The organism is Azotobacter tropicalis, from assembly GCF_059739045.1.
This window is the reverse complement of sequence record NZ_AP046059.1, coordinates 3,521,511-3,545,870: the sequence shown is the minus strand read 5'-3', so window position 1 is coordinate 3,545,870 and position 24,360 is coordinate 3,521,511. Positions and strand designations below refer to the sequence as shown.

The 24,360-nt window shown below is 65.3% G+C and carries 18 protein-coding genes and 3 pseudogenes; 15 read left to right on the top strand and 6 right to left on the bottom strand.

Annotation, left to right across the window (positions count from 1 at the left end):
• The 8 genes and pseudogenes from Atro_RS16835 to Atro_RS16800 all read left to right on the top strand — a co-directional run bounded on the left by Atro_RS16835 (position 1) and on the right by Atro_RS16800 (position 8,792).
• Positions 1–1,767, top strand: a complete 1,767-nt coding sequence (locus Atro_RS16835) for a dynamin family protein (protein WP_497924076.1) — start codon at positions 1–3, stop codon at positions 1,765–1,767.
• Positions 1,768–1,907: 140 nt separating this feature from the next.
• On the top strand, positions 1,908–3,413 hold the full coding sequence (locus Atro_RS16830; protein ID WP_497924074.1) for a GTPase: 1,506 nt from the start codon (positions 1,908–1,910) through the stop codon (positions 3,411–3,413).
• Positions 3,406–3,675: a YkgJ family cysteine cluster protein gene (locus Atro_RS16825; RefSeq protein WP_090732145.1), complete on the top strand. Its 270-nt coding sequence runs from the start codon at positions 3,406–3,408 to the stop codon at positions 3,673–3,675. The genes Atro_RS16830 and Atro_RS16825 overlap by 8 nt, the downstream gene beginning before the upstream one ends.
• 16 nt (positions 3,676–3,691) lie before the next feature.
• A pseudogene (gene istA / locus Atro_RS16820) lies at positions 3,692–4,323 on the top strand (IS21 family transposase); the annotation flags it as partial.
• Positions 4,320–4,874 (top strand): annotated as a pseudogene (locus Atro_RS16815) (ATP-binding protein). The pseudogenes istA and Atro_RS16815, both read left to right, overlap by 4 nt.
• Positions 4,875–5,103: 229 nt before the next feature.
• Positions 5,104–6,618 (top strand): glycerol kinase GlpK, encoded by a 1,515-nt coding sequence (glpK, locus tag Atro_RS16810; RefSeq protein WP_497924071.1) that lies wholly within the window; start codon positions 5,104–5,106, stop codon positions 6,616–6,618.
• A gap of 13 nt (positions 6,619–6,631) precedes the next feature.
• Entirely contained in the window at positions 6,632–8,164 is a 1,533-nt protein-coding gene (gene glpD / locus Atro_RS16805) for a glycerol-3-phosphate dehydrogenase (RefSeq protein WP_497924069.1), read from the top strand.
• Positions 8,165–8,354: 190 nt separating this feature from the next.
• Positions 8,355–8,792, top strand: a complete 438-nt coding sequence (locus Atro_RS16800) for a cache domain-containing protein (RefSeq protein ID WP_497924067.1) — start codon at positions 8,355–8,357, stop codon at positions 8,790–8,792.
• 284 nt (positions 8,793–9,076) lie between these two features.
• Here the strand turns inward: Atro_RS16800 and typA are convergent, their stop codons facing one another.
• Positions 9,077–10,897 carry a translational GTPase TypA gene (gene typA / locus Atro_RS16795; RefSeq protein ID WP_497924065.1) on the bottom strand — a complete coding sequence of 607 codons (1,821 nt, stop codon included), beginning with the start codon at positions 10,895–10,897 and terminating at the stop codon, positions 9,077–9,079.
• A gap of 142 nt (positions 10,898–11,039) precedes the next feature.
• Positions 11,040–12,496: pseudogene (gene thiI / locus Atro_RS16790) on the bottom strand (tRNA uracil 4-sulfurtransferase ThiI).
• A gap of 322 nt (positions 12,497–12,818) precedes the next feature.
• Between thiI and glnA the strand changes: the two are divergent.
• The 6 genes from glnA (at position 12,819) to ahpC (ending at position 19,039) form a co-directional block, all read left to right on the top strand.
• The gene (glnA, locus tag Atro_RS16785) at positions 12,819–14,222 is read left to right on the top strand and encodes a glutamate--ammonia ligase (protein ID WP_131344914.1); all 1,404 of its coding nucleotides are present in this window, start codon (positions 12,819–12,821) and stop codon (positions 14,220–14,222) included.
• Between the two features lie 147 nt (positions 14,223–14,369).
• Positions 14,370–14,879, top strand: coding sequence for a DUF4124 domain-containing protein (locus Atro_RS16780; protein WP_497924063.1), 510 nt, complete (start codon positions 14,370–14,372; stop codon positions 14,877–14,879).
• A gap of 8 nt (positions 14,880–14,887) precedes the next feature.
• Positions 14,888–15,496, top strand: coding sequence for a DUF4124 domain-containing protein (locus Atro_RS16775; protein WP_497924061.1), 609 nt, complete (start codon positions 14,888–14,890; stop codon positions 15,494–15,496).
• Positions 15,497–15,677: 181 nt separating this feature from the next.
• Positions 15,678–16,763 carry a nitrogen regulation protein NR(II) gene (glnL, locus tag Atro_RS16770; RefSeq protein WP_497924059.1) on the top strand — a complete coding sequence of 362 codons (1,086 nt, stop codon included), beginning with the start codon at positions 15,678–15,680 and terminating at the stop codon, positions 16,761–16,763.
• On the top strand, positions 16,760–18,196 hold the full coding sequence (gene ntrC / locus Atro_RS16765) for a nitrogen regulation protein NR(I) (RefSeq protein WP_497924057.1): 1,437 nt from the start codon (positions 16,760–16,762) through the stop codon (positions 18,194–18,196). Before glnL ends, ntrC begins: the two co-directional genes overlap by 4 nt.
• Before the next feature lie 279 nt (positions 18,197–18,475).
• Positions 18,476–19,039: an alkyl hydroperoxide reductase subunit C gene (gene ahpC / locus Atro_RS16760; RefSeq protein WP_497924055.1), complete on the top strand. Its 564-nt coding sequence runs from the start codon at positions 18,476–18,478 to the stop codon at positions 19,037–19,039.
• Between the two features lie 159 nt (positions 19,040–19,198).
• Here the strand turns inward: ahpC and Atro_RS16755 are convergent, their stop codons facing one another.
• The 4 genes from Atro_RS16755 to Atro_RS16740 form a co-directional block, all read right to left on the bottom strand.
• The gene (locus Atro_RS16755) at positions 19,199–21,004 is read right to left on the bottom strand and encodes an acyl-CoA dehydrogenase C-terminal domain-containing protein (protein WP_497924053.1); all 1,806 of its coding nucleotides are present in this window, start codon (positions 21,002–21,004) and stop codon (positions 19,199–19,201) included.
• An 81-nt stretch (positions 21,005–21,085) separates the two neighbouring features.
• Positions 21,086–21,775, bottom strand: a complete 690-nt coding sequence (bioD, locus tag Atro_RS16750; protein ID WP_497924051.1) for a dethiobiotin synthase — start codon at positions 21,773–21,775, stop codon at positions 21,086–21,088.
• A 52-nt stretch (positions 21,776–21,827) separates the two neighbouring features.
• The gene (locus Atro_RS16745; protein WP_497924049.1) at positions 21,828–22,328 is read right to left on the bottom strand and encodes a transcriptional regulator; all 501 of its coding nucleotides are present in this window, start codon (positions 22,326–22,328) and stop codon (positions 21,828–21,830) included.
• 181 nt (positions 22,329–22,509) lie between these two features.
• Positions 22,510–23,034: a flavodoxin gene (locus tag Atro_RS16740; protein ID WP_497924048.1), complete on the bottom strand. Its 525-nt coding sequence runs from the start codon at positions 23,032–23,034 to the stop codon at positions 22,510–22,512.
• A gap of 319 nt (positions 23,035–23,353) precedes the next feature.
• On the opposite strand from Atro_RS16740, the gene Atro_RS16735 reads away from it, so the two are divergent.
• The gene (locus Atro_RS16735; RefSeq protein ID WP_497924046.1) at positions 23,354–24,247 is read left to right on the top strand and encodes a PA4780 family RIO1-like protein kinase; all 894 of its coding nucleotides are present in this window, start codon (positions 23,354–23,356) and stop codon (positions 24,245–24,247) included.
• Positions 24,248–24,360: the final 113 nt, after the last annotated feature.

The following is a 24,360-nucleotide window of genomic DNA, read 5'->3' as shown; positions in this document are numbered from 1 at the left end:
ATGCAAGAGAATTCCGTTTCCCGTGATGAATTGATGGCCTCGTTCCACAGGCTGCAGGAGCAGTTCGATCGGCAGCGCAGCGATATCCGCGATAAGGAACAGGTCTTCGATCAGGCTCGTGCGAGCTTCGCCACGCGCCTGCAGAAACGCCGCAACGACCTAGGCCAGATGCTCGACAGCGATAACCCGCTGCGGGTGCTGGGCGACGATCTGACCCGACAGCTGGATGGAATCTTCAGCGCCTGGGAGAAGCAGGTGGCCGCCCGCGCCAAGGGCACTCGCTTCCGCGAGGGCTTCGGCGACTCGCTGCTGGTGTTCATCTACGGCAAGGTGAAGTCGGGCAAGAGCTCCCTGGGCAACTACATGGCTTGGGGCCACAGCGAGCCCGATGCCTCGCTCAAGGCGCGCTCGCCGCACCCCGTGTATTTCTCCACCGAGCGCACCGATGTGGCCAATGGTGATCAGGACAAGGAAGCCGAAAAGCACCTGCAATTCCGCGTCGGTGCCACCGAAGCCACCAGTTCCATCCAGGGCTTCAGGCTGCCAGGGCTGACCTGGGTGGACTCCCCCGGACTACACTCGGTCAACGCCCGCAATGGCGACCTGGCCAAGGAGTATGTCGAGCATGCCGACCTGATTCTCTACACCATGAGTTCCCAGGCACCGGGACGAGCCTCCGACATGCAGGAAATCGCCGGACTGCTGGCTGCCAACAAGAAGATCATGGTACTGCTCACCGGCAGCGACACCACCGATGAAGACGAAGACGAAAACGGCGAAATCATCACCACCGTGGTGATGAAGGATCCCTCCGACCGCCGCGACCAGATCGCCTATGTCCAGTGCGAGCTGGAGCAACTGGGCAACAGCGCCAGCGTCCTCGCCGAAGTGCTGCCCATCTCTACCCGCTACGCCGAGCGCAATCCGACCCCCGAGGGCATGGCCACCAGCGGAATGGGCCGGCTGCTGCACGAGCTGCAGAACATCTGTCACGGCCCGGCCCTCGACATCAAGCTGAACACGCCTATGGAAAACCTGCGCAGCTCGATCCGCAGCACCGCTGGTGAGCTGGCCGAAGTGCGCAAGGTCGTTGATGAGTTCTCCGCCGGTATCGAGCGCCAGAACGACACGCTACAGCGCGAGCTGGCCGAACTGGGCGCCAAGGGTGCCAGCGAGATGCGCGAGCATATCCGCAGAATCTTCGACACGGTTGGCAATGACGACCTCGAAGAGGCGCTGCGCAAGAAGGCCGTCGAAGTGATCGCGCAACTGGCCCAGGAGGCCTTCGCGCGAATCGGCGAGCAGCAGCAGCGGGGGCTGCGCCAGGCCTTCGACAGCAGCCGCCTGGGCAGCCTTCCCGAGTACCAAGAGATCACCGTCGAGAAGGAATACTTCAGCGGCACCCGAAAGGGCACTAAGAGCTGGTTCGGCCTGGGCGGCGCCGCACTGGGCGGTGCGCTCGGCCTCTTCCTAGGCGGGCCTGCGGGGGCGGCCCTTGGCGCATCCCTGGGAGCCTCCGCCAGCGCCTTGGGCCGCTCGGCCAGCGCCGAGTACAGGCGCCATCAGGTAGTGGTCGGCGACAACCGCGAAGAACTCCGGCAGGCAGCGCTGGATCACTATGCGAAGAAGCTGCCAGAACTGCTCACCGAACATGTCAATTCGCTTTACACACTGCTGCGCGCAGCCCTGCAGGAATACTGCAAGACTCTGGATAGCGACATGACCGAGCTGATGATCGACCTCGAACAACTCGCTAAGGCAGAGTGACGATGCAAGACACCCTTCTTTCCAGCGCTTTTTCCGCCTTCGATGGCATCGACGAAATCTGCGCAAAGTACAACGCCGCCGGGCTCGTCCCCATCCGCAAGCTGGTAGCGGAAAAGCGCGCCTCGCCCAATGCCTCGATCATGGTCTATGGCGTCTATAACGCCGGCAAAAGCACCTTAATCAATGCCCTGCTGGGAGCCGAACGCGCCAAGGTGGCAGATCGCCCGGAAACCGACAGCGTTAGCCGCTACCCTTGGCGCGAGTTCGAAATCCTCGATACCCCTGGCATCGATGCCCCAATTAGCCATGAGGAAGTCACCCGCGAACAGCTGCATGCGGCGGACGTGGTGATATTCGTGGTCAACCCCCTGGGGGTGATCGAAGAGGCCAAGACCCTCTCCACCCTGCTGGATCTTGTGGCGCGCGAGAAGAAGATCGTGTTGGTGCTCAATAGCAAGAACCAACTCGAGCCCATGATCGCCGAACGTCTCAAGGACGAACTTCGCCAGCGCCTACAAGAAATGGCTCTGGAGCGCGGAATGCCGCCCGTGCTGCAAGCCATTCCGATCCTCGAGGTGAATGCCAAAAGCGCTCTGAAGGCCAAGCTGGACGGCAAGGAAAATCTCTTGGTCAGATCTGGCCTGCCGGTCCTCGAACGGGATCTCTACAAGTTCCTCGGCTCGATCCAGCAGAGCGAACTGGTCGCCTCCTTCATCTCTCGGCTGAAAGACTTCATCGACGACACCATCAACCTGCTGGATCAGAACGGCGACTCGGACAGCATGGCTGCCATCGACCGCTTCTACGCCGAACTGGCCCAGCGCGAGGTTAACCTGCGGGCAAGCCTAAAGGCCCTGGCAGAAGCCAAGGCAACCTTTATTGAACAGCGCGCCTTCAGCACCATCTCCACTGCCCCGGACAGCGCCCAGGAGCGGATCGAGCAACTGATCCAGAACGCCGGCAGTGAGATTCTGGCCGAACTGGAAATGGAGCTACGCCGGCTGGCTAGCGACGCCTCCCGGCTGCTGGACGAGGTGCTCGAAAGCATCCAGGTCGATGCTCAGCTGCAGACACCCAGAACCGGGCCGCTCCCCGTGGCAGAGGAAGGCTTGGTGTCTGCGGCAGGCACTCAGGGCTCCAGCTTCAATTTCGGCCTACTGGAAACTGGGGCCCGCCAGATGAGCGCCCTGATCAAGCCCGAGCATGTGGTCAACGCCCTGAAGGTCGGCAAGGATCTGCTGCCAAGCCTGTTCAAGGGGATCGGCCCAGTAACTATGGGCAAGATAGGCGAGAAGGTGGTGGGCAAGGTAGTTCCAGCCATCGGTCTGGCCATCCAAGCCGGTCAGGTTCTCTACTCCCTCCTCGCCAAGGATCCAGAGGAGAAGCGCCTAGAGGAGGAAGCACACCTGCGCGCCCAGCAGGAAGAGCGGCGGAATCAACTGATTCGCGAGATGAGCGAGGATGTCGCGTGGGAGTTCAAGAACTCCATCATCGGCGTGGTGGACGAGAACATCCGCGGCAACTTCGCCGAAGTAAACGGCAGGCTGCGGGACATTCGTGCCGGCTTCTCCACAGCCCAGCGGGAGCGCAGCGAAGACCGAGCGGCTCTGGTGCAAGCCCAGGCGATCCTGCAGGCCCATGGCTGACGGCCCACGCAACTTTCCCTGCAACCAGTGCGGGGAATGTTGCAGGCGCGTCCATCTGCTGGCGGAAACCGCCAGCCTAGATCGTGGCGATGGGATCTGCCGACATTTCGATGATGACCTCAAGCGCTGCCGAATCTACCAGCAGCGCCCGGATATCTGCTGGGTCGATAGGCAATACGAATTGCACTACCGATCTATCATGACCTGGGAGGCTTTCGTCGAGCTAAACCAGAGTGCCTGCAAGGCCCTGCAATCAAGCTGATCCGCACAGTCTGTAGCGCCCCGTTTCGCCGTTGTCGGCCTTCGTCGCCACCCTGGGCTATACAGCCGAATGACCTACGTTCACTTCGTACCAGACGAGTCGTTCGATTCGGTGCATGACGCGTTGCTGCTGGCCTTCGACTATTTCGGCGGCGTCCCGCAGGAAGTACTGTTCGACAACATGAAGACCGTCGCGCTCAAGCGCGATGCCTATGGCAACGGCAGCCACCGCTTCCACCCCGACCTGCTCCAGCTGGCCGACGATTTGGGCTTTCGTATCCGCCTGTGCCGCCCCTACCGGGCACGCACCAAGGGCAAGGTCGAGCGCTTCAATCGCTACCTGCGCGAGAGCTTCTACAACCCGCTGCACAGCCGGGTGAAAGCCGCCGGCCTGCTGGTGGACTGCGGTACGGCCAATCGACTGATTGGCGATTGCCTGGCCAAGGTGGCCAACGTGCGCGTGCATGCCACACTCGGCGAGCGCCCGATCGATCGCTGGCGTTGCGAACAAGGCCTACTGACGCCCTTGCCGCAGGCTCTGCGGCGGGCCTGGGGGCCGTTGCTGGGTGAGCGGCCAAGACCCATACCGCATGAGTCGTTGCAGCACCCGTTGTCGGTCTACGAGTCGATCCGGGAGGCCTGCGCATGAACCTGCAACACGCGCATCGCCGAACTGTGCCAGGCACTCAAGCTCGAACGCATCGTCGATCATTACCCACTGTTGGCCCAGCAGGCGGTCAAGGATGACCTGAGCTTCGGCGACTTCCTGGAGCAGTTGCTGCGGCACGAGCACGGTTTTCGCCAGCAGCGCAGCCGCGAGTTACTGACGCGAATGGCCTGCTTCCCGGCGATCAAGACGCTGGAGGAGTACGACTTCAGCTTCAGCCCCGGCGTGCCCAAGGCCCTGCTGCACGAGCTGGCGGGCCTGGCCTTCGTCGAGCGCACCGAGAACATCGTGCTGATCGGTCCCTCGGGTGTCGGCAAGACGTACCTGGCCATCGCCCTCGGCTACCGGGCAGCGCAGAGCGGCCTCAAGACTCGCTTCGTCACGGCGGCCGACCTTATGCTGAGGCCTTCAGCGGCGACGCCATGCTGACGGCGGCCATGCTGGATCGGCTGCTGCACCACGCCCATATCCTCACCCTGACCGGAAAAAGCTACCGACTCAAGGACAAACGCAAGGCGGGCGTCATCCACTAGAACCGTAAACCCGAGTGATCCAGGTGGGTCATTATTACTTCGGCAAATGAAGGCCAAAGTGAGCCAGTTTTCAGTCGGCGTTGACAAAGCAACCGAGAGAGGTACTTCACCAGCCCCCGCAGACGCGAACTACCCTTTCCCTAACGCCCCCGACCGCAGCGCTGCCCGGCACCCGACCGCCGGCACCGAAGCGGCCGAAGCCACCCCCGCACTCCAGAGGGCCAGCCTCATGCCCCGCACCGACAAGCCCTACATCGTCGCTCTGGACCAAGGCACCACCAGTTCGCGAGCCATCGTGCTCGACCGCGACGCCAATATCGTCAGCGTGGCACAGCGCGAGTTCACGCAGATCTACCCGCAGTCGGGCTGGGTCGAGCACGATCCCATGGAGATCTGGGCCACGCAGAGCGCCACCCTGGTGGAGGCGCTGGCCCAGGCCGGGATCGAGCAGCGGCAGGTGGCGGCCATCGGCATCACCAACCAGCGCGAGACCACGGTGGTCTGGGACAAGCAGAGCGGCCGGCCGATCCACAACGCCATCGTCTGGCAGTGCCGGCGCAGCGCGGTGATCTGCGAGGAGCTCAAGCGCGACGGCCTAGAGGAATATGTCCGGGAACACACCGGCCTGGTCATCGACCCGTACTTCTCCGCCACCAAGATCAAGTGGATCCTCGACCACGTCGAGGGCAGTCGCGAGCGGGCGCGGCGCGGCGAGTTGCTGTTCGGCACCGTCGACTCCTGGCTGATCTGGAAGATGACCCAGGGCCGGGTGCACGTCACCGACTACACCAACGCCGCGCGCACCATGCTCTTCGACATCCATGCGCTGGACTGGGACGCGCGCCTGCTCGAGGCCCTGGACATCCCGCGCGAGATGCTGCCACAGGTGCGCCCGTCCTCCGAGGTCTACGGCCATGCCTTCATCGCCGGCTGCAACGAGGACGACGGCATCCCCATCGCCGGCATCGCCGGGGACCAGCAGGCCGCGCTGTTCGGGCATATGTGCGTGGAGGCCGGCCAGGGCAAGAACACCTACGGCACCGGCTGTTTCCTGCTGATGAACACCGGCGCCAAGGCCGTGCGCTCGGCCCACGGGCTGCTCACCACCATCGCCTGCGGACCGCACGGAGAAGTCGCCTACGCGCTGGAGGGGGCGATCTTCAATGCCGGCTCCACGGTGCAGTGGCTGCGCGACGAGCTCAAGCTGATCGACGACTCGTTCGACTCCGAATATTTCGCTACCAAGGTCAAGGACAGCAACGGCGTCTACCTGGTGCCGGCCTTCACCGGCCTGGGCGCGCCCTACTGGGACCCCTATGCGCGCGGCGCGGTGTTCGGCCTGACCCGCGGGGTGAAGGCCGACCACCTGATCCGCGCCGCGCTCGAATCCATCGCCTTCCAGGCCTGCGATGTGCTCGACGCCATGCAGCGGGACGCTGGCGAGCCGCTCAGGGCGCTGCGCGTGGATGGCGGCGCGGTGAGCAACAACTTCCTCATGCAGTTCCAGGCCGACCTGCTCGGCACGCCGGTCGAGCGCCCGGCGGTGAGGGAAGTCACCGCGCTCGGCGCCGCCTACCTGGCCGGCCTGGCCACCGGCTTCTGGAGCGGTCTCGACGAGCTGCGCGACAAGGCACGGATCGAGCGGGTGTTCGAGCCAGACTGCTCGGACGCCAAGCGCCAGGCGTTGAGTGCCGGCTGGAAGAAGGCGGTGGCGCGCACCCGGCGCTGGGCCGAGGACGAGTGAGCAGAAAGCCTGCATGAGCCCTTCCCACTCCATCACTGCCGAGCTCTATGACGTCGCCGTGATCGGCGGCGGCATCAACGGCACGGGCATCGCCGCCGATGCGGCCGGCCGCGGTCTTTCGGTGTTTCTCTGCGAGCAGGACGATCTTGCCCGGCACACCTCCTCGGCCAGCAGCAAGCTGATCCATGGCGGCCTGCGCTATCTCGAACACTACGAATTCCGCCTGGTCCGCGAGGCGCTCGGCGAACGCGAGGTGCTGCTGGCCAAGGCCCCACACATCGTCAAGCCGCTGCGTTTCGTGCTGCCGCACCGTCCGCACCTGCGCCCGGCCTGGCTGATCCGCGCCGGTCTGTTCCTCTACGATCACCTGGGCACGCGCAAGACGCTGCCGGGCTCGCGCGGCCTGCGCTTCGGTGCCCGCAGCCCGCTCAAGGCGGAAATCCGCCGCGGCTTCGAATACTCCGACTGCTGGGTCGACGACGCCCGCCTGGTGGTGCTCAACGCCATGGCCGCCCGCGAGCACGGCGCCCAGGTGCAGACCCGCACCTGCTGCGTCTCCGCCAGCCGCCATCGGGACCACTGGCACCTGCAACTGGAGCGCGCCGACGGAAGCGCCTTCTCGATCCGCGCCCGGGCGCTGGTGAACGCGGCCGGCCCCTGGGTGGCCCGTTTCATCGAGACCGGCCTGCAGCAGAAGGCCTCCCATGGCATTCGCCTGATCCAGGGCAGCCACCTGATCGTGCCGCGGCTCTACGAGGGCGAACATGCCTACATCCTGCAGAACGAGGACCGGCGCATCGTCTTCGCCATTCCCTATCTGGAGCACTTCACCCTGATCGGCACCACCGACCGCGAGTACCAGGGCGACCCGGCCCAGGTGCGGATCAGCGAGGCGGAAACCGACTACCTGCTCGCGGTGGTCAACCGTCACTTCAAGCGCCAGCTGAGCCGGCACAGCATCCTGCACAGCTATTCCGGCGTGCGTCCGCTGTGCAACGACGAATCGGCCGATCCTTCGGCGGTGACCCGCGACTACACCCTGGCGCTGTCAGGCAATCCGGGCGAGCCGCCGCTGCTGTCGGTGTTCGGCGGCAAGCTCACCACCTACCGCAAGCTGGCCGAGGCGGCCCTGGAACGGCTGGCACCCTTCTTCCCGCAGATGGGCGCGCGCTGGACTGCCGAAAAGCCGCTGCCGGGCGGCGAGCAGATGAGCGACAGCCGCACCCTGGCCGAGCAACTGCGCCAGCAGCATGCCTGGCTCGCCCCGGAACTCGCCCGGCGCTGGGCCAGCACCTACGGCAGCCGCGCCTGGCGACTGCTGGAAGGCGTCGATGGCCCTGCCGATCTCGGCGAGCACTTCGGCGCCAGCCTGCATGCCCGCGAAGTGGACTACCTGTGTGCGCAGGAATGGGCCTGCGAGGCCGAGGACATCCTCTGGCGACGCAGCAAACTCGGCCTGTTTCTGAGTACGAAGGAGCAGGAGCGGCTGCGCCTCTACCTGGATACAACGATCCGGCAGGCCACAGCCAACGCTCTGGTTTCCTGAGTTTTCCCCGGCAATCGCCCGCTCCGGCTCCCTGCTGCCCCACGCCGAGGCATAACCGCTCGGGCAGCGTCAGCACGACCATGGTCGCAGTTTATCGGTCTCGTCCGGCTGGCTTAGGATCGAGCGAGGTCACCGCCCGGTGGCCTCCCAAAAAACATGAAATAACAAGAACAAGAGGCGTAAGACATTCATGCGCAAGACCCTGCTGGTAATGCTGTGCACTGCGGGTATCCACCTGACCGCCCACGCCGGCGAGTTCGGCACCGCCGACGAAGCCAAGGCCATGCTCGAAAAGGCCGTGGCGGCGGTCGAGGCCGACAAGGCCTCTGCCCTGGAGAAGTTCACCAAGGGCGAAGACGGCTTCAAGGATCGCGATCTCTATCCCTACTGCGGCGGCCCGGACGGCATCTTCACCGCGCACCCCACCCTGGTCGGCAAGAGCCTGAAGGAGCTGAAGGACAAGGAAGGCAAGGCTCTGGGCGAGGAAATCTACGCCAAGGCCCAGCCGGGCACGATCAGCGAAGTGTCCTACATGTGGCCGCGTCCGGGCAGCGATACGCCGGTCGAGAAGATCACCTTCGTGACCAAGGCCGACGACCAAGTGTGCGTGGTCGGCTACTACAAGTAAGGCTCCTCACCCAGCCCGGGCTCCCAGGAGTCCGTAGCTGAAGCGACAATTGCCGTGCGCCCGTCCTCTCCGGCGCACGGCAACCGGAACGGCCCTCCTCCTTCCGCCCGGCAGACCGCGACGCTCCGCGGACTCCAGCGCCGGGTATCCCTCCCCTTCCCTAACCCCTCGCCGCCCCGCGCCAGCGCGCGACCGTGCCGGTAGCAGCATGCCGCCGTCCCGGAAAAGCAGAAGGCCCCGCCGGCGCTGCCGGCGGGGCCTTCGTCACAACAGCCGCAGTCCGATCAGACCTTGCTGCGCTCGTAGCGCTTGCGGTCGTTCTCGTTGAGCAGCTTCTTGCGCAGGCGGATCGACTTCGGTGTCACTTCGACCAGTTCGTCCTCGTCGATGAACTCCAGCGCCTGCTCCAGGGTGAACTTCAGCGCCGGGGTCAGCTGGATGGTCTCGTCCTTGCCGGAAGCGCGCATGTTGTCGAGCTTCTTGGCCTTGGTCGGGTTGATGACGAGGTCGTTGTCGCGGCTGTGGATGCCGGCCAGCTGGCCTTCGTAGACCTCCTCGCCGGGAGACAGGAACAGCTTGCCGCGGTCCTGCAGGGTTTCCAGCGAGTAGGTCAGCGCGGTGCCGGTGGCCATGGACACCAGCACGCCGTTCTGGCGGTGGGCCACTTCGCCAGCCTTGATCGGACCGTAGTGGCTGAAGGTGCTGGTGAGGATGCCGGTGCCCGAGGTCATGGTCAGGAAGGCGTTGCGGAAGCCGATCAGGCCGCGCGCCGGGATGGTGTATTCGAGACGAATACGGCCCTTGCCGTCCGGGATCATGTTGGTCAGGTCGCCCTTGCGCAGGCCCATCTGCTCCATCACCGGGCCCTGGTGCTGCTCCTCGATGTCGATGGTGACGCTCTCGTAGGGCTCCTGCTTCTCGCCGGCCTCGTTCTCGATGATCACCACTTCCGGGCGGCCCACGGCCATCTCGAAGCCCTCGCGGCGCATGGTCTCGATCAGCACCGAGAGGTGCAGCTCGCCGCGGCCGGAGACCTTGAACTTCTCCGGGCTGTCGCCCTGCTCGACACGCAGCGCCACGTTGTGCAGCAGCTCCTTCTCCAGGCGGTCCTTGATGTTGCGGCTGGTGACGAACTTGCCTTCCTTGCCGGCGAACGGCGAATCGTTGACCTGAAAGGTCATGCTCACGGTCGGCTGGTCGACGGTCAGAGGCGGCAGGGCCTCGACGTTCTGCTGGTCGCACAGGGTGTCGGAGATGTACAGCTCTTCCATGCCGCTGACGCAGACGATGTCGCCGGCCTGGGCTTCCGGCACCTCGACGCGCTGCAGGCCGTGGTGACCCATGATCTTCAGGATGCGGCCGTTGCGCTTCTTGCCATCGGCACCGACGGCGGTCACCGGGGTGTTGGACTTGACGGTGCCGCGGGCGATGCGGCCGATGCCGATCACGCCGAGGAAGCTGTTGTAGTCCAGCTGGGAGATCTGCATCTGGAACGGGCCGTCGACGTCCACCACCGGGGCCGGCACGTGGTCGATGATGGCCTGGAACAGGGCGTCCATGTTGTCGTCCATCTTCTCGTGGTCCATACCGGCGATGCCGTTCAGGGCGCTGGCGTAGACGATCGGGAAGTCGAGCTGCTCGTCGGTGGCACCGAGGTTGTCGAACAGGTCGAAGATCTGGTCGATCACCCAGTCCGGACGCGCGCCGGGACGGTCGATCTTGTTGACCACCACGATCGGACGCAGGCCGGCCTTGAATGCCTTCTGGGTCACGAAGCGGGTCTGCGGCATGGGGCCGTCCTGGGCGTCGACTACCAGCAGCACGGAGTCGACCATGCTCATCACGCGCTCCACCTCGCCGCCGAAGTCGGCGTGCCCGGGGGTGTCGACGATGTTGATGTTGTAGCCGTTCCACTTGATGGCGGTGTTCTTCGCCAGGATGGTGATGCCGCGTTCCTTTTCCTGGTCGTTGGAGTCCATCACGCGCTCGCCTTCGGCTTCCTTGCGGTCCAGGGTGCCGGAGAGCTTGAGCAGCTTGTCGACGAGGGTGGTCTTGCCATGGTCGACGTGGGCGATGATGGCGATGTTGCGCAGATTTTCGATCACGGTTCTATCTCGATGAAAGCGTCCAGCTGGAGGCTGGGCGTTGAAAACAGGAAAGTGGGCCGGGCGGGCCGGCAACGACGTTGCGGTCGATCAGCGGTCGGGAGGGCGGTGGCGGATACTGCCACCGAGCAGGCCCGGCAACCTATGCCGGACGATAAACGCGCACATTGGCATGCCCCTCGCTCAGCAGATGATGAGCATGCAGGCGGCTCATGACGCCCTTGTCACAATAAAGGAGATACTGGCGGTTGGCGTCCAGCTCCTTGAAACGGTTGTTCAGCGCATAGAAAGGCAGCGCCTGCACCTCGATGCCGGGCAACTCCAGCGGCTCGTCCTCGGCCGCATCCGGATGGCGGATGTCGAGGACGATCTGCCCGGCCAGCGCCTCGCGGACTTCCTCCACGCGGACCTCCTCGCCGAGCTCGTCGATTACCCGGTCGATCGGCACCTGACGGGCACGCTCCAGGGCGCGCTCGAGGATCGCCATGTCGAACTGGCGCTCCTCGTACTTGATGCGCTCGCGCTTGGCGCGGGTGGTCGGGTTCACCGAGATCACCCCGCAGTATTCGGGCATGTTCTTGGCGAACTCGGCGGTGCCGATGCGCGTTGCGGTGTCGATGATGTCCTGCTTGTGGCTGGCGACCAGCGGGCGCAGCACCAGCATGTCGGTGGCCGCATCGATCACCGAGAGGTTCGGCAGTGTCTGGCTGGAGACCTGGGAAATCGCCTCGCCGGTGACCAGCGCGTCGATGCGCAACCCATCAGCGATGCGCGACGCGGCGCGCAGCATCATGCGCTTCAAGACCACACCCATCTGGCTGTTGTCGACCTTGCCGAGGATCTCGCCGACCACCTCCTCGAACGGCACACTGACGAACAGCACGCGGTGCGAGCGGCCGAACTTCTCCCACAAGTAGTGGGCGACTTCCATCACCCCCAGCTCGTGGGCGCGCCCGCCGAGGTTGAAGAAGCAGAAATGGGTCAGCAGGCCGCGGCGCATCATCTGGAAGGCCGCCACGGTGGAGTCGAAACCGCCGGACATCAGCACCAGGGTCTGCTCGATTGAGCCGAGCGGGTAGCCGCCCAGCCCCTCGTGACGGGCGTGCTCGACCAGCAGGCGGTCGTAGCGCACCTCGAAGCGTACCTCGACCTCGGGTGCTTCAGGTCGATGCCGGCGGCGCCGCACTCACGGCGCAGGCGGCTGCCGACGTGGGTGGCGACGTCCATCGAGGTGAAGTCGTGAGTGTTGCCGGAGCGCTTGCAGCGCACCGCGAAAACCTTGCCGGGCAGTTGCTCACCGAAATGGCGCTTGCACTTCTCGGTGACATCGTCGAAATCGCCCAGCGGGTACTCGTGCACCTCGAGGAAGTGAGCGATGCCCGGCGTGCAGCGCAGACGCTCGAACATCTCGCGGTGCACCTGCGGGTCGCTGACCTGGGTCTGCACCTCGACGTTATCCCACTCACCTTCGGTCTGCAGTGCCGGATCGAGGTCTCTGAGCACCGTGCGGATGTTCTTGCCAAGCTGGCGGATGAATTGCTTGCGCACCGGCCGGCTCTTGATGGTGATTTCCGCGAAGGGTTTGACGATGAGTTTCATGGAGCAGCACAGGCCGGACAGGCAAAAAGGGGGCGAGATTATAGCGGATCTTGTTCAAGACTTGATCAACTATCGGCAGCGCGGCGCGACCGCACCAAAATGAAACAAAACTCCTGACTCAGCACATAAAAAGAGCAAAACTTTCCGTCAGAATGATCGGCACCGGAGTGGGCAGTCTGACGGAGAGCCTTCTCGCCTTCATCAAAGCATTGGCATTAAACTTGCTCCCTTGTGGCGCGGCTTGCCTTGGCGGATGATCGCCGCCCGGTTTTACCCGAATTTTCGAGGGTCTTTGCGAGGCCCTCTCCACCTGGAGGACAACATGTCGAAGTCGCTTCAACTGATCAAAGAACATGACGTGAAGTGGATTGATCTCCGCTTTACCGACACCAAAGGCAAGCAGCAGCACGTAACCATGCCGGCGCGTGACGTGGACGACGACTTCTTCGAATACGGCAAGATGTTCGACGGCTCCTCCATCGCCGGTTGGAAAGGCATCGAAGCCTCCGACATGATCCTGATGCCGGACGACAGCACCGCCGTGCTGGACCCGTTCACTGAAGAGCCGACCCTGATCATCGTCTGCGACATCATTGAGCCCTCGACCATGCAGGGCTACGACCGCGACCCGCGCGCCATCGCCCGTCGTGCCGAGGAATACCTGAAGTCCACCGGCATTGGCGACACCGCCTTCTTCGGCCCGGAGCCCGAGTTCTTCATCTTCGACGAAGTGAAGTTCAAGTCCGACATTTCCGGCTCCATGTTCAAGATCTTCTCCGAGCAGGCCTCCTGGAACACCGACGCCGACATCGAGAACGGCAACAAGGGCCACCGTCCGGGCGTCAAGGGCGGCTACTTCCCGGTTCCGCCGGTCGACCACGACCACGAAATCCGCACCGCCATGTGCAACGCCCTGGAAGAGATGGGCCTGAAGGTCGAAGTGCACCACCACGAAGTGGCTACCGCCGGCCAGAACGAGATCGGCGTCAGCTTCAACACCCTGGTGGCCAAAGCCGACGAAGTGCAGACCCTGAAGTACTGCGTGCACAACGTCGCCGACGCCTACGGCAAGACCGTGACCTTCATGCCGAAGCCGCTGTACGGCGACAACGGTTCGGGCATGCACGTGCACATCTCCATCGCCAAAGACGGCAAGAACACCTTCGCCGGCGAAGGCTATGCCGGCCTGTCCGAGACCGCCCTGTACTTCATCGGCGGCATCATCAAGCACGGCAAGGCGCTGAACGGCTTCACCAACCCGTCGACCAACTCCTACAAGCGTCTGGTTCCGGGCTTCGAAGCCCCGGTCATGCTGGCCTACTCGGCCCGCAACCGTTCCGCCTCCATCCGCATCCCGTACGTCAACAGCCCGAAAGCCCGCCGCATCGAGGCGCGCTTCCCGGACCCGGCGGCCAACCCCTACCTGGCCTTCGCTGCGCTGCTGATGGCCGGTCTGGACGGCATCCAGAACAAGATCCACCCCGGCGACGCCGCCGACAAGAACCTGTACGACCTGCCGCCGGAAGAGGCCAAGGAAATCCCGCAGGTGTGCGGCAGCCTGAAGGAAGCCCTGGAAGAGCTGGACAAGGGCCGTGCCTTCCTGACCAAGGGCGGCGTGTTCTCCGACGACTTCATCGATGCCTACATCGAGCTGAAGTCCGAGGAAGAGATCAAGGTACGCACCTTCGTGCACCCGCTGGAATACGACCTGTACTACAGCGTCTAATCCCGCCGGCAAGCACCACGGAAAGGCCTCCTTCGGGAGGCCTTTTCTTTTTGGGTGACCGCCATAACGCTCCGGCAGGCCCGGACTTGCCAGCCCGCCGTCACGATGCAAGGCTTCACCCAACGACTTTCGCGAGAGCCCACCTCCATGCGCAGCGCATTGCCCGGCCTGCTCCTGCTGCTGGCCCTTCCGGCCGGCGCGGAGATCTACAAGTACCTCGACGCCAACGGCAATCCGGTCTTCAGCAGCCAGCCCCCCGAGGGCGTGACCGCGGAAAAGGTCGAGCTGCCGGCGCCCAGCATCGTCACCCCGCCGCCCAGCCCGCCGGAAGCAGCCAAACCCAAGGAGCAGCCCGCAGAGCTTCGCTACAGCCGCCTCGAACTGACCGGCATCGCGGACGGCGAATCGCTGCGCGCCAACAACGGCAGCTTCAGCGTCGACGTGGCCATCGAACCCAAGCTACACCCCGGCCACAGCCTGCGCCTGCTGCTGGATGGCCAGCCCTACGGCCAGCCCGGTCGGACCACCCGCCTGGAACTGGTCAACGTCGATCGCGGCGAGCACAGCCTGGAGGTCGAGGTGCTCGCCGACGAGCGCTCCCTGCAGAAGAGCGCGCCGATCCTGTTCACCGTGCAGCGCGTCCATCGGCGCCAATAGACCGCCCCATGCGCCTTCTGCCACTCTGCCTGGCCCTGCTCGCCGTCCCGGCGACAGCCGAGATCTACAGCTACGTCGACGCGCAGGGCAATCGGGTGTTCACCGACCAGCCGCAAGGCGGCACGCCGGCGATCCGCCTGGCCCCGACCAACAGCATGCCCGCCATGCCGGCAGCGCCGCCCGTGGAGAAACCCGCGCCCCAGGCAAAGAACCCCGGCTACCGCTGGCTGCGCATCGTCGACCCGCCGCCGGACGCCACCCTGCGCAACACCGGCGCCTTGACGGTGACCGCCGCCAGCGAGCCCGGCCTCCACCCCGGCCACCGCTACCGGCTGCGCCTCGACGGTGCCGCGAGCGGCCCGGACGGAGCACAGCCGGACTTTTCCCTAGACAACCTGGAGCGCGGCACCCACCGGCTGCTCGTGGAAATCGTCGACGCCGACGGCCGCACGCTGGAACAGACCCCGGAGCAGGCCATCCACGTGAAGCGCACCTCGCTGGCCCAGAGGCGCCTGGTCCGCCCCTGCCAGACGGCCGATTACGGCGTGCGCCTGGAATGCCCGCTGAAGGACAAGCCGGTGCAGAAGCGGGATATCCCCTACGTGCCTTTCCTGTAACTTTCGCCCTGTTTTGGGGCGACCTAGCACCAGCCCTTCTATACTGTCCCCATCTTGGACCACCCCCTCGTTCGAGAAGTGCGCCAAAAGCCAGCATAAAACAGGCCTCGGTGCTCTTTTCGTGACATTCGGTTCATTTCTTGCATTTGCCGACCCGACGTGACCCCTGGTAAACCAGCCAATGCCCGATAACGAAAACCTGCACCGCCTGCTGCTGGACAACCTGACCACCGCCACCATCCTGCTCGACGGCGAGCTGCGCCTGGAATACATGAACCCCGCGGCGGAAATGCTGCTGGCCGTCAGCGGCCAGCGCAGTCACGGCCAATTCATCAGCGAACTCTTCACCGAGTCTCCCGAAGCCCTGATCTCCCTGCGCCAGGCCGTGGCCGAGGCGCACCCCTTCACCAAGCGCGAAGCCCAGCTGACTTCGCTGACCGGCAAGACCCAGACGGTGGACTACGCGGTGACGCCGGTCATCAACAGCGGTCAGACGCTGCTGCTGCTGGAGGTCTATCCGCGCGACCGGCTGCTGCGGATCACCAAGGAGGAGGCCCAGCTGTCCAAGCAGGAAACCACCAAGCTGCTGGTACGCGGCCTGGCCCACGAGATCAAGAACCCGCTCGGTGGCATCCGCGGTGCAGCCCAGCTGCTCGCCCGCGAGCTGCCGGACGAGGCGCTCAAGGACTACACCAACGTCATCATCGAAGAGGCCGACCGCCTGCGCAATCTGGTGGATCGCATGCTCGGCTCGAACAAGCTGCCCTCCCTGGCGATGACCAACATCCACGAGGTGCTGGAGCGCGTCTGCAGCCTGGTGATGGCGGAAAGCGAGGGGCGCATCGTGCTGGTGCGCGACTACGACCCGAGCATCCCGGAGCTCCTGATCGACCGCGAGCAGATGATCCAGGCGGTGCTCAACATCGTGCGCAACGCCATGCAGGCGCTGACCGGCCAGAACGACATGCGCCTCGGCCGCATCCACCTGCGCACCCGCACCCTGCGCCAGTTCACCATCGGCCACGTGCGCCATCGCCTGGTCTGCCAGGTGGAAATCATCGACAACGGCCCCGGCATCCCCGCCGAGCTACAGGAAACCATGTTCTATCCCATGGTCAGCGGCCGTCCGGACGGTACCGGACTGGGCCTGGCCATCACCCAGAACATCATCAGCCAGCATCAGGGCCTGATCGAGTGCGAAAGCCATCCGGGGCATACCCGCTTCTCGATCTACCTGCCGCTGGATCTAGGAGCCTCACCCTCATGAGCCGAAGCGAAACCGTGTGGATCGTCGACGACGACCGCTCCATCCGTTGGGTCCTGGAAAAGGCCCTGCAGCAGGAAGGCATGACCACCCAGAGCTTCGACAGCGCGGACGGCGTGCTCAACCGCCTTTCCCGCCAGCAGCCGGACGTGATCATCTCCGACATCCGCATGCCCGGCGCCAGCGGCCTCGACCTTCTGGCGCAGATCCGCGAGCACTACCCGCGCCTGCCGGTGATCATCATGACCGCGCACTCCGACCTGGACAGCGCGGTCGCCTCCTACCAGGGCGGCGCCTTCGAGTACCTGCCCAAGCCGTTCGACGTCGACGAGGCGGTGTCGCTGATCAAGCGCGCCAACCTGCACGCCCAGGAGCAGCAGGGACTGGAAGTGCCGGCCATCCAGGCCAATACCCCGGAAATCATCGGCGAGGCGCCGGCGATGCAGGAGGTGTTCCGCGCCATCGGCCGCCTCTCCCACTCGCACATCACGGTGCTGATCAACGGCGAGTCCGGCACCGGCAAGGAGCTGGTCGCCCACGCCCTGCACCGCCACAGCCCGCGCGCCAAGGCGCCGTTCATCGCCCTGAACATGGCGGCGATTCCCAAGGACCTGATGGAGTCCGAGCTGTTCGGCCACGAGAAGGGCGCCTTCACCGGCGCCGCCAACCTGCGCCGCGGACGCTTCGAGCAGGCCGACGGCGGCACCCTGTTCCTCGACGAGATCGGCGACATGCCGGCCGACACCCAGACCCGCCTGCTGCGCGTGCTGGCCGACGGCGAGTTCTACCGGGTCGGCGGCCACACGCCGGTCAAGGTCGACGTACGGATCATCGCCGCCACCCACCAGAATCTGGAAAACCTGGTGCAGGCCGGCAAGTTCCGCGAGGACCTGTTCCACCGCCTGAACGTCATCCGCATCCACATCCCGCGCCTGTCCGATCGCCGCGCCGACATCCCCGCGCTGACCCGGCACTTCCTCAACCGTGCGGCCGTGGAACTGGCGGTCGAGCCCAAGACCCTCAAGCCGGAGACCGAGGAGTACCTGAGCAACCTGCCCTGGCCCGGCAACGTGCGCCAGCTGGAGAACACTTGCCGCTGGATCACCGTGATGGCTTCCGGCCGCGAGGTGCACATCGACGACCTGCCGCCGGAGCTGCTCAGCCACACCCAGGAGAACGCGCCGGCCAACAACTGGGAACAGGCTCTGCGTCACTGGACCGACCAGGCCCTGGCCCGCGGCCAGTCGAATCTGCTGGATGTCGCCGTGCCGGCCTTCGAGCGGGTGATGATCGAAAGCGTGCTCAAGCACACCGCAGGGCGCCGCCGCGACGCCGCCCTGCTGCTCGGCTGGGGGCGCAATACCCTGACGCGCAAGATCAAGGAGCTCGGCATGAACGTCGGCGGCACCGACGAGGAAGACGGCGACGAGGGCTGACTGCCACCTTCGGCGATCCGGCCCGCCTCATGCGGGCCTTTTTCATTCGGACAGGGCGCTCATGCCGTCCAGGCGAAGGTTCGCCCAGAGACAATCTTTTCGACATGCCGGGGTTGTATCGTGCAGCGGCCGGCCCCATATCGACTGTTCGGCGCATGCAATCGCCCGAATCTTCGATTGACCGGAGCAATGAACCCTATGCGGTCAATCAATGAAGATTTTCCCCCGGATCGCGTAACATCGCCTCTGTTTTCCCCATTCACAAAAAGGAGTTCGCAGATGTCTCTGATCAACACTGAAGTCAAGCCGTTCAAAGCCACCGCCTACCACAACGGCAAGTTCATCGACGTCACCGAAGCCGATCTGAAAGGGAAGTGGTCCGTATTCTTCTTCTACCCGGCCGACTTCACCTTCATCTGCCCGACCGAACTGGGCGACCTGGCCGACAACTACGCCGAATTCCAGAAGCTGGGCGTGGAAATCTACGCCGTGTCCACCGACACCCACTTCACCCACAAGGCCTGGCACGACAGCTCCGAGACCGTCAAGAAGCTGCAGTTCCCGATGGTTGGCGACCCGACTCTGGCCATCTCCCGCAACTTCGAAGTGCTGATCGAGGAAGCCGGTCTGGCCGAGCGCGGCACCTTCGTCCTCGACCCGCAGGGCAAGATCCAGATCATCGAGCTGAACGCCGGCAACGTCGGCCGCGACGCCAATGAACTGCTGCGCAAGATCAAGGCTGCCCAGTACGTCGCCGCCCACCCGGGCGAAGTCTGCCCGGCCAAGTGGAAGGAAGGCGAAGGCACCCTGAAGCCCTCCCTGGATCTGGTCGGCAAGATCTAAGCCGCTCCAGACCTGCGCTGCTGAGGGCCGGAACACGGTCCCGGCACCGACGAAAACGCCCGGCCGCCTCTGCGCGCCGGGCGTTTTTCATTGCAGACGGACCCGGCGGCCGCAGGGTGGAAAGCCGTGTCGGCGTTTTCCACCCTACGGCCCACGCCCTCAATAGCCCAGGTCGAAGTCCTCCGCCGCCAGCTCCATCAGCGGGCCAGCCCCTGCGAGCATGGCCTCCACATGGCCGCGGGTGCGCGGCAGGATGCGCGCGAAGTAGAAACGTGCGGTCTGCAGCTTGGCGTGGTAGAAGGCCGCGTCGCCGCTGCCGGCGGCCAGCTTCTCCTGCGCCACGCGCGCCATGTCGGCCCAGAAGTAGGCCAGGCAGGCGTAACCCGAATACATCAGGTAATCCACCGCGGCGGCGCCCACCTCCTCGCGATCCTGCATCGCCCGCATGCCGATCTTCAGGGTGAGTTCGCCCCACTCCCTGTTCAGTTGGGCCAGCGGCTCGACGAAGGCCTTGAGCCCCTCGTCCTCCGCATGCGCCTTGCAGAACTTGTGCACGATCTTGGTGAAGACCTTGAGCGATTCGCCCTGGGTCATCAGCACCTTGCGCCCGAGCAGGTCGAGCGCCTGTACGCCGGTAGTGCCCTCGTAGAGCATGGAAATGCGGCTGTCGCGCAGGTTCTGCTCCATGCCCCACTCGCGGATGTAGCCGTGCCCGCCGTAGACCTGCAGGCCGAGGCTGGCCGCCTCGAAGCCGGTCTCGGTCATGAAGGCCTTGGCGATCGGAGTGAGGAAGCCCAGCAGCAGGTCGGCCGCCGCCCGCTCCGCGGCGTCCTGGCTGTAGCGGGCGATGTCCACCTGCTTGGCGGAGAAATACAGCAGCGCCCGGTTGCCCTCGGCGAAGGCCTTGATGGTCAGCAGCATGCGCCGCACGTCGGGGTGCACGATGATCGGGTCGGCCGGCAGTTCCGGCGCTTTCGGACCATTCAGGGCGCGCATCTGCAGGCGCTCGCGGGCGTAGCGGATCGCTCCCTGGAAGGCCACCTCGGCATGCGCCAAGCCCTGCAGCGCGGTGCCCAGGCGAGCGGTGTTCATGAAGGTGAACATGCAGTTGAGGCCCTTGTGCGGCGGGCCGATGAGAAAGCCGGTGGCGCCGTCGAAGTTCATCACGCAGGTGGCGTTGCCGTGGATGCCCATCTTGTGCTCGATGGAACCGCAGGACACCTGGTTGCGCGCGCCCAGCCCGCCTTCGGCTCCCGGCAGGAACTTCGGCACGATGAACAGCGAGATGCCCTTGGTCCCGGGCGGCGCGTCGGGCAGGCGGGCCAGCACGATGTGCACGATGTTCTCGGCGAGGTCGTGCTCGCCGGCGGAGATGAAGATCTTGGTGCCGCTGATCCGGTAGCTGCCGTCGGCCTGGGGCTCGGCGCGGGTGCGCAGCAGGCCGAGGTCGGTGCCGCAGTGCGGCTCGGTCAGGCACATGGTGCCGGTCCACTCGCCGGACACCAGCCGGGTCAGGTAGGTGGCCTTCTGCTCCTCGGTGCCGTGGGCCGACAGGGTGTTCATCGCGCCCTGGGCCAGCCCCGGGTACATGCCCCAGGCCCAGTTGGCCTCGCCGATCATCTCGGTGATGGCGATGCCGAGGGACTCCGGCAGTCCCTGGCCGCCGTGCTCGACGGCATGCGCCAGGCTCGGCCAGCCGCCCTCGACATAGCGCCGGTAGGCCTCCTTGAAGCCGCTCGGGGTCTTCACCCCCGCCTCGCTCCAGTTGCAGCCTTCACGATCGCCCACCGGGTTGAGCGGCGCGATCACCTCCTCGCAGAAACGTGCACCCTCCTCGAGGATGGCGTCGACCACATCCGGCGTGGCGTCCCCGCCAGCAGGCAGACCCCGGTAATGCGCCGGGTAGTCGAGCAGTTCGTCGCGAACGAAACGGATATCCCGCACGGGGACCTTGTAGTCGGGCATGGCGAACCTCCTGTCGGCTCCAGCTACACAACGCTTTGAAATGATCTTAAGCCCAGTTCGCCGCCCCCGCTATCGGCGTATTCAGGCGCCCAGGTTGAGCCCCCGCCGATCCAGGCAGTCGGCCACCGCCGCCGGACTGGCCTCGGCAAGACGCGGCACGCGCCCGAGGCAGGGCGCCGGCAGGCGCTCGGCGAGGGTCGCGAGGTTCTCGTCGAGACGCGCGGTGTGCGGATCGACGACGTTGGCCACCCAGCCGGCCAACACCAGGCCGTCGCGGGCGATGGCCTCCGCCGTCAGCACGGCGTGATTGATGCAGCCCAGGCGCACGCCGACCACCAGGATCACCGGCAGACCGAGCGCCACGGCCAGATCGGACAGGTTTTCCCGCCCGGCCAGCGGCACCCGCCAGCCGCCGGCGCCCTCGACCAGGGTGAAGTCGGCCCCCCGCGCCAGCACTCGGCGCACCGGCGGAAGCAGTGCCGCCACCGTCAGCTCGGCACCGATCTCGCGCGCCGCCAGGTGCGGAGCGATGGCCGGGGCGAAGGCGAACGGGTTGACCTCGGCATAGTCCAGCGCCAGCGAGCACTCGCCGAGCAGCGCCAGGGCATCGCCGTTGCGCAGCCCCGCGGGCGTGACTGCGCAGCCGGAGGCGACCGGCTTGGCCGCCGCGGTGGACAGCCCCGCCTGCCGGGCGGCATGCAGCAGGCCGCAGGCCACGGTGGTCTTGCCGACATCGGTATCGGTGCCGGCGATGAAGAAGGCGGCGCTCACGGCATGCTCCTTTCGGTTTCGACCGCGCGAGGATATCAGCCGGCGAAACGCATCACTCGACCAGCGGGACGTCGCTGGTGTTGGCCAGCAGGCTGATGGCGTCGAGCTGGTCCTCGATCTGCAGGAAGCGCAGCGAGCGCCTCGGAGAGACCTCCTTGGCGATGCGCTTGGCGTACTTTTCCTTCAGCTCCAGCTGATCCTTGCGCAGCCCGAGCAACCGCTCCTGCAACTGGGCCGCGTTTTCGTCGTTCACCGCACCCTGGCCGTAGGCGCGGGCATAGTCGAGCAACAGGGCGATGGCGTCCTTGCTCAGCTTGTCCACCTCGGTACGGTAGCTGTTGTAGATCGGCCAGAACGCCTCGCCCTCCTGGACGGAGAGGGCCATGTTGGCCTCGACGATCTGCTTGCGCCGGTAGTCGATGTCGGCAATCCGGTTCTGGATGACGGCCTTGTGTTCCTGCATGACCTGCTGGGTGCTCGGCTCGTCGCCTTCGGCGGCGAACAGCGGCAGACTGGCAAAGGCGAGCAGAACGAGGGGGGAACGCTTGAGCATGGCAACTCCTTGAGAGTGATTGGTCCTTCATGTGCCCAAGCGCCAGTCTAGACGGCCTTGCCAATTTGCCGCGCCGGTTCGGGTCGCCGGCAACGGCGCAGCAGCAGGATGTCCCTCTTCCGCACCCCGTGCCCGGGGCGCCGCGGCTCAGCCTCGAAGCGCCCCTCCCCGCCACGCCTCGTCAGGCCGGCAGGAACTCCTCCTGCAGCACGGCGACCCAGCGCTCCAGGCGCTCGTCGGTCTTGTCCGCTTCGTTGATCTTGTCGAACGGCAGGCCCACGAACTTGCCGTCGCGCACCGCGAAGGAGTACTCGTAGGTATAGCCGTCGGTCGGAAAGCTGCCGACCAGACTGGCGCCGCGCGCCTTGAACTTGTCGTGCAGGACGCCCAGCGCGCTGACGAACTGCTCGCCGTGGGAGACATAGTCGCCGGCGCCGAACAGGGCGATGGTCTTGCCGGAGAAGTCGGGCTTCTCGTTGTCCAGATCCAGCAGCGGGTCGCGCCAGTCGTTCTGCACTTCGCCCGAGCCCCAGGTGGAGCAGCCGAACAGCAGGTGGTCGTACTTCAGCATGTCGTCGAAATCGACGAAGTCTTCTTCCATGTTGTAGAGATCGCAGCGATCCTCGCCCAGAAGCCCGGCGAGCTTTTCCGCCACCTTGCCGGTGACGCCAGAGGAACTGCCATAGAAGATACCGATGCGGGACATACCGTGTTTCCTTCGTGAATAGAACAATCGATGATGTGTATTGCAAAAAGCGCACAGGGGCTCGGTACTCTCGTCCGACTCAAACGACGCCAACGCAGCGCCGGGTCCACAGCGGAATAACCCCACAAATAAGAATGATTATCAAAGTGCCAGTCACATCCCGTCAACCCCCCTGCCCCGGCGTTTCGACGGACCGGCCGGTGCGCTCTTGCCAGTGGCGAAATGGCAGGACGGCAGCGGACGAGCGGCTGCAGCGCGCCGGCGGATGCCGTATAAGGTGGCAGCATTTTTCGAGCCAGAGCGAGCCTTACGAATACCGATGAAGACACCCAAACGCCTTGAACCCCTGATCGAGGACGGCCTGATCGACGAAGTCCTGCGCCCGCTGATGAGCGGCAAGGAAGCGGCCGTGTACGTGGTGCGCTGCGGCCGCGAGCTGCGCTGCGCCAAGGTCTACAAGGAGGCGAGCAAGCGCAGCTTCCGCCAGGCCACCGAATACCGCGAGGGCCGCAAGGTACGCAACAGCCGCGATGCGCGGGCCATGGCCAAGGGCAGCAAGCACGGGCGCCGGGAGCAGGAAGAGGCCTGGCAGAACGCCGAAGTGGCCGCGCTCTACCGCCTGGACGGTGCCGGCGTGCGCGTGCCCAAGCCCTACGACTTCCTCGACGGCGTGCTGCTGATGGAAATGATCGCCGACGCCGACGGCGATGCGGCACCGCGCCTCAACGACGTCGAACTGACGCCCGAGCAGGCCCGCGAATACCATGCCTTCATGATCCGCCAGGTGGTGCTGATGCTCTGCGCCGGCCTGGTGCACGGCGACCTGTCGGAGTTCAACGTGCTGCTCGGCCCGGACGGCCCGGTGGTGATCGACCTGCCGCAGGCGGTGGACGCCGCCGGCAACAACCACGCCTTCCGCATGCTTGAGCGCGATGTCGCCAACATGAACGCCTACTTCGGCCGCTTCGCCCCCGAACTGCGCGAACGCCGGCACGCCAGGGAAATGTGGGCGTTGTACGAGGCCAGCAAGCTGACCCCGGCCAGCGAGCTGACCGGCGAGTTCGCCGAGCCGGAAGATACGGCCGACGTCGGAGCGGTGATGCGCGAAATCAATGCTGCGCTGGCCGACGAGGCCCGCCGCAAGGCGGCGCGCGCGGCGGAAGACGCCCCGGTGCAACGCGAGGAGCCGACGCCGCCGTGGCTGCGGGGGTGAGGGGGAGCGCAGGCCGGGAAAGGTGACGGATCGGTATTCCGTAGGATGGGAAACCCGCACCGCGGTTTCCCGCCGGCCGTGGCGGTGAATAATTGCCGGGCACCTTTCCGGGA

Excerpts from the sequence above, each read along its gene's own strand:
- glnA (WP_131344914.1), top strand. The coding sequence starts at position 12,819 with ATGTCGAAGTCGCTTCAACTGATCAAAGAACATGACGTGAAGTGGATT.
- glpK (WP_497924071.1), top strand. The coding sequence starts at position 5,104 with ATGCCCCGCACCGACAAGCCCTACATCGTCGCTCTGGACCAAGGCACC.
- Atro_RS16735 (WP_497924046.1), top strand. The coding sequence starts at position 23,354 with ATGAAGACACCCAAACGCCTTGAACCCCTGATCGAGGACGGCCTGATC.
- ntrC (WP_497924057.1), top strand. The coding sequence starts at position 16,760 with ATGAGCCGAAGCGAAACCGTGTGGATCGTCGACGACGACCGCTCCATC.
- Atro_RS16800 (WP_497924067.1), top strand. The coding sequence starts at position 8,355 with ATGCGCAAGACCCTGCTGGTAATGCTGTGCACTGCGGGTATCCACCTG.
- glpD (WP_497924069.1), top strand. The coding sequence starts at position 6,632 with ATGAGCCCTTCCCACTCCATCACTGCCGAGCTCTATGACGTCGCCGTG.
- Atro_RS16830 (WP_497924074.1), top strand. The coding sequence starts at position 1,908 with ATGGTCTATGGCGTCTATAACGCCGGCAAAAGCACCTTAATCAATGCC.
- Atro_RS16755 (WP_497924053.1), bottom strand. The coding sequence starts at position 21,004 with ATGCCCGACTACAAGGTCCCCGTGCGGGATATCCGTTTCGTTCGCGAC.
- glnL (WP_497924059.1), top strand. The coding sequence starts at position 15,678 with ATGCCCGATAACGAAAACCTGCACCGCCTGCTGCTGGACAACCTGACC.
- Atro_RS16825 (WP_090732145.1), top strand. The coding sequence starts at position 3,406 with ATGGCTGACGGCCCACGCAACTTTCCCTGCAACCAGTGCGGGGAATGT.
- Atro_RS16745 (WP_497924049.1), bottom strand. The coding sequence starts at position 22,328 with ATGCTCAAGCGTTCCCCCCTCGTTCTGCTCGCCTTTGCCAGTCTGCCG.
- Atro_RS16775 (WP_497924061.1), top strand. The coding sequence starts at position 14,888 with ATGCGCCTTCTGCCACTCTGCCTGGCCCTGCTCGCCGTCCCGGCGACA.
- Atro_RS16740 (WP_497924048.1), bottom strand. The coding sequence starts at position 23,034 with ATGTCCCGCATCGGTATCTTCTATGGCAGTTCCTCTGGCGTCACCGGC.
- Atro_RS16835 (WP_497924076.1), top strand. The coding sequence starts at position 1 with ATGCAAGAGAATTCCGTTTCCCGTGATGAATTGATGGCCTCGTTCCAC.
- Atro_RS16780 (WP_497924063.1), top strand. The coding sequence starts at position 14,370 with ATGCGCAGCGCATTGCCCGGCCTGCTCCTGCTGCTGGCCCTTCCGGCC.
- ahpC (WP_497924055.1), top strand. The coding sequence starts at position 18,476 with ATGTCTCTGATCAACACTGAAGTCAAGCCGTTCAAAGCCACCGCCTAC.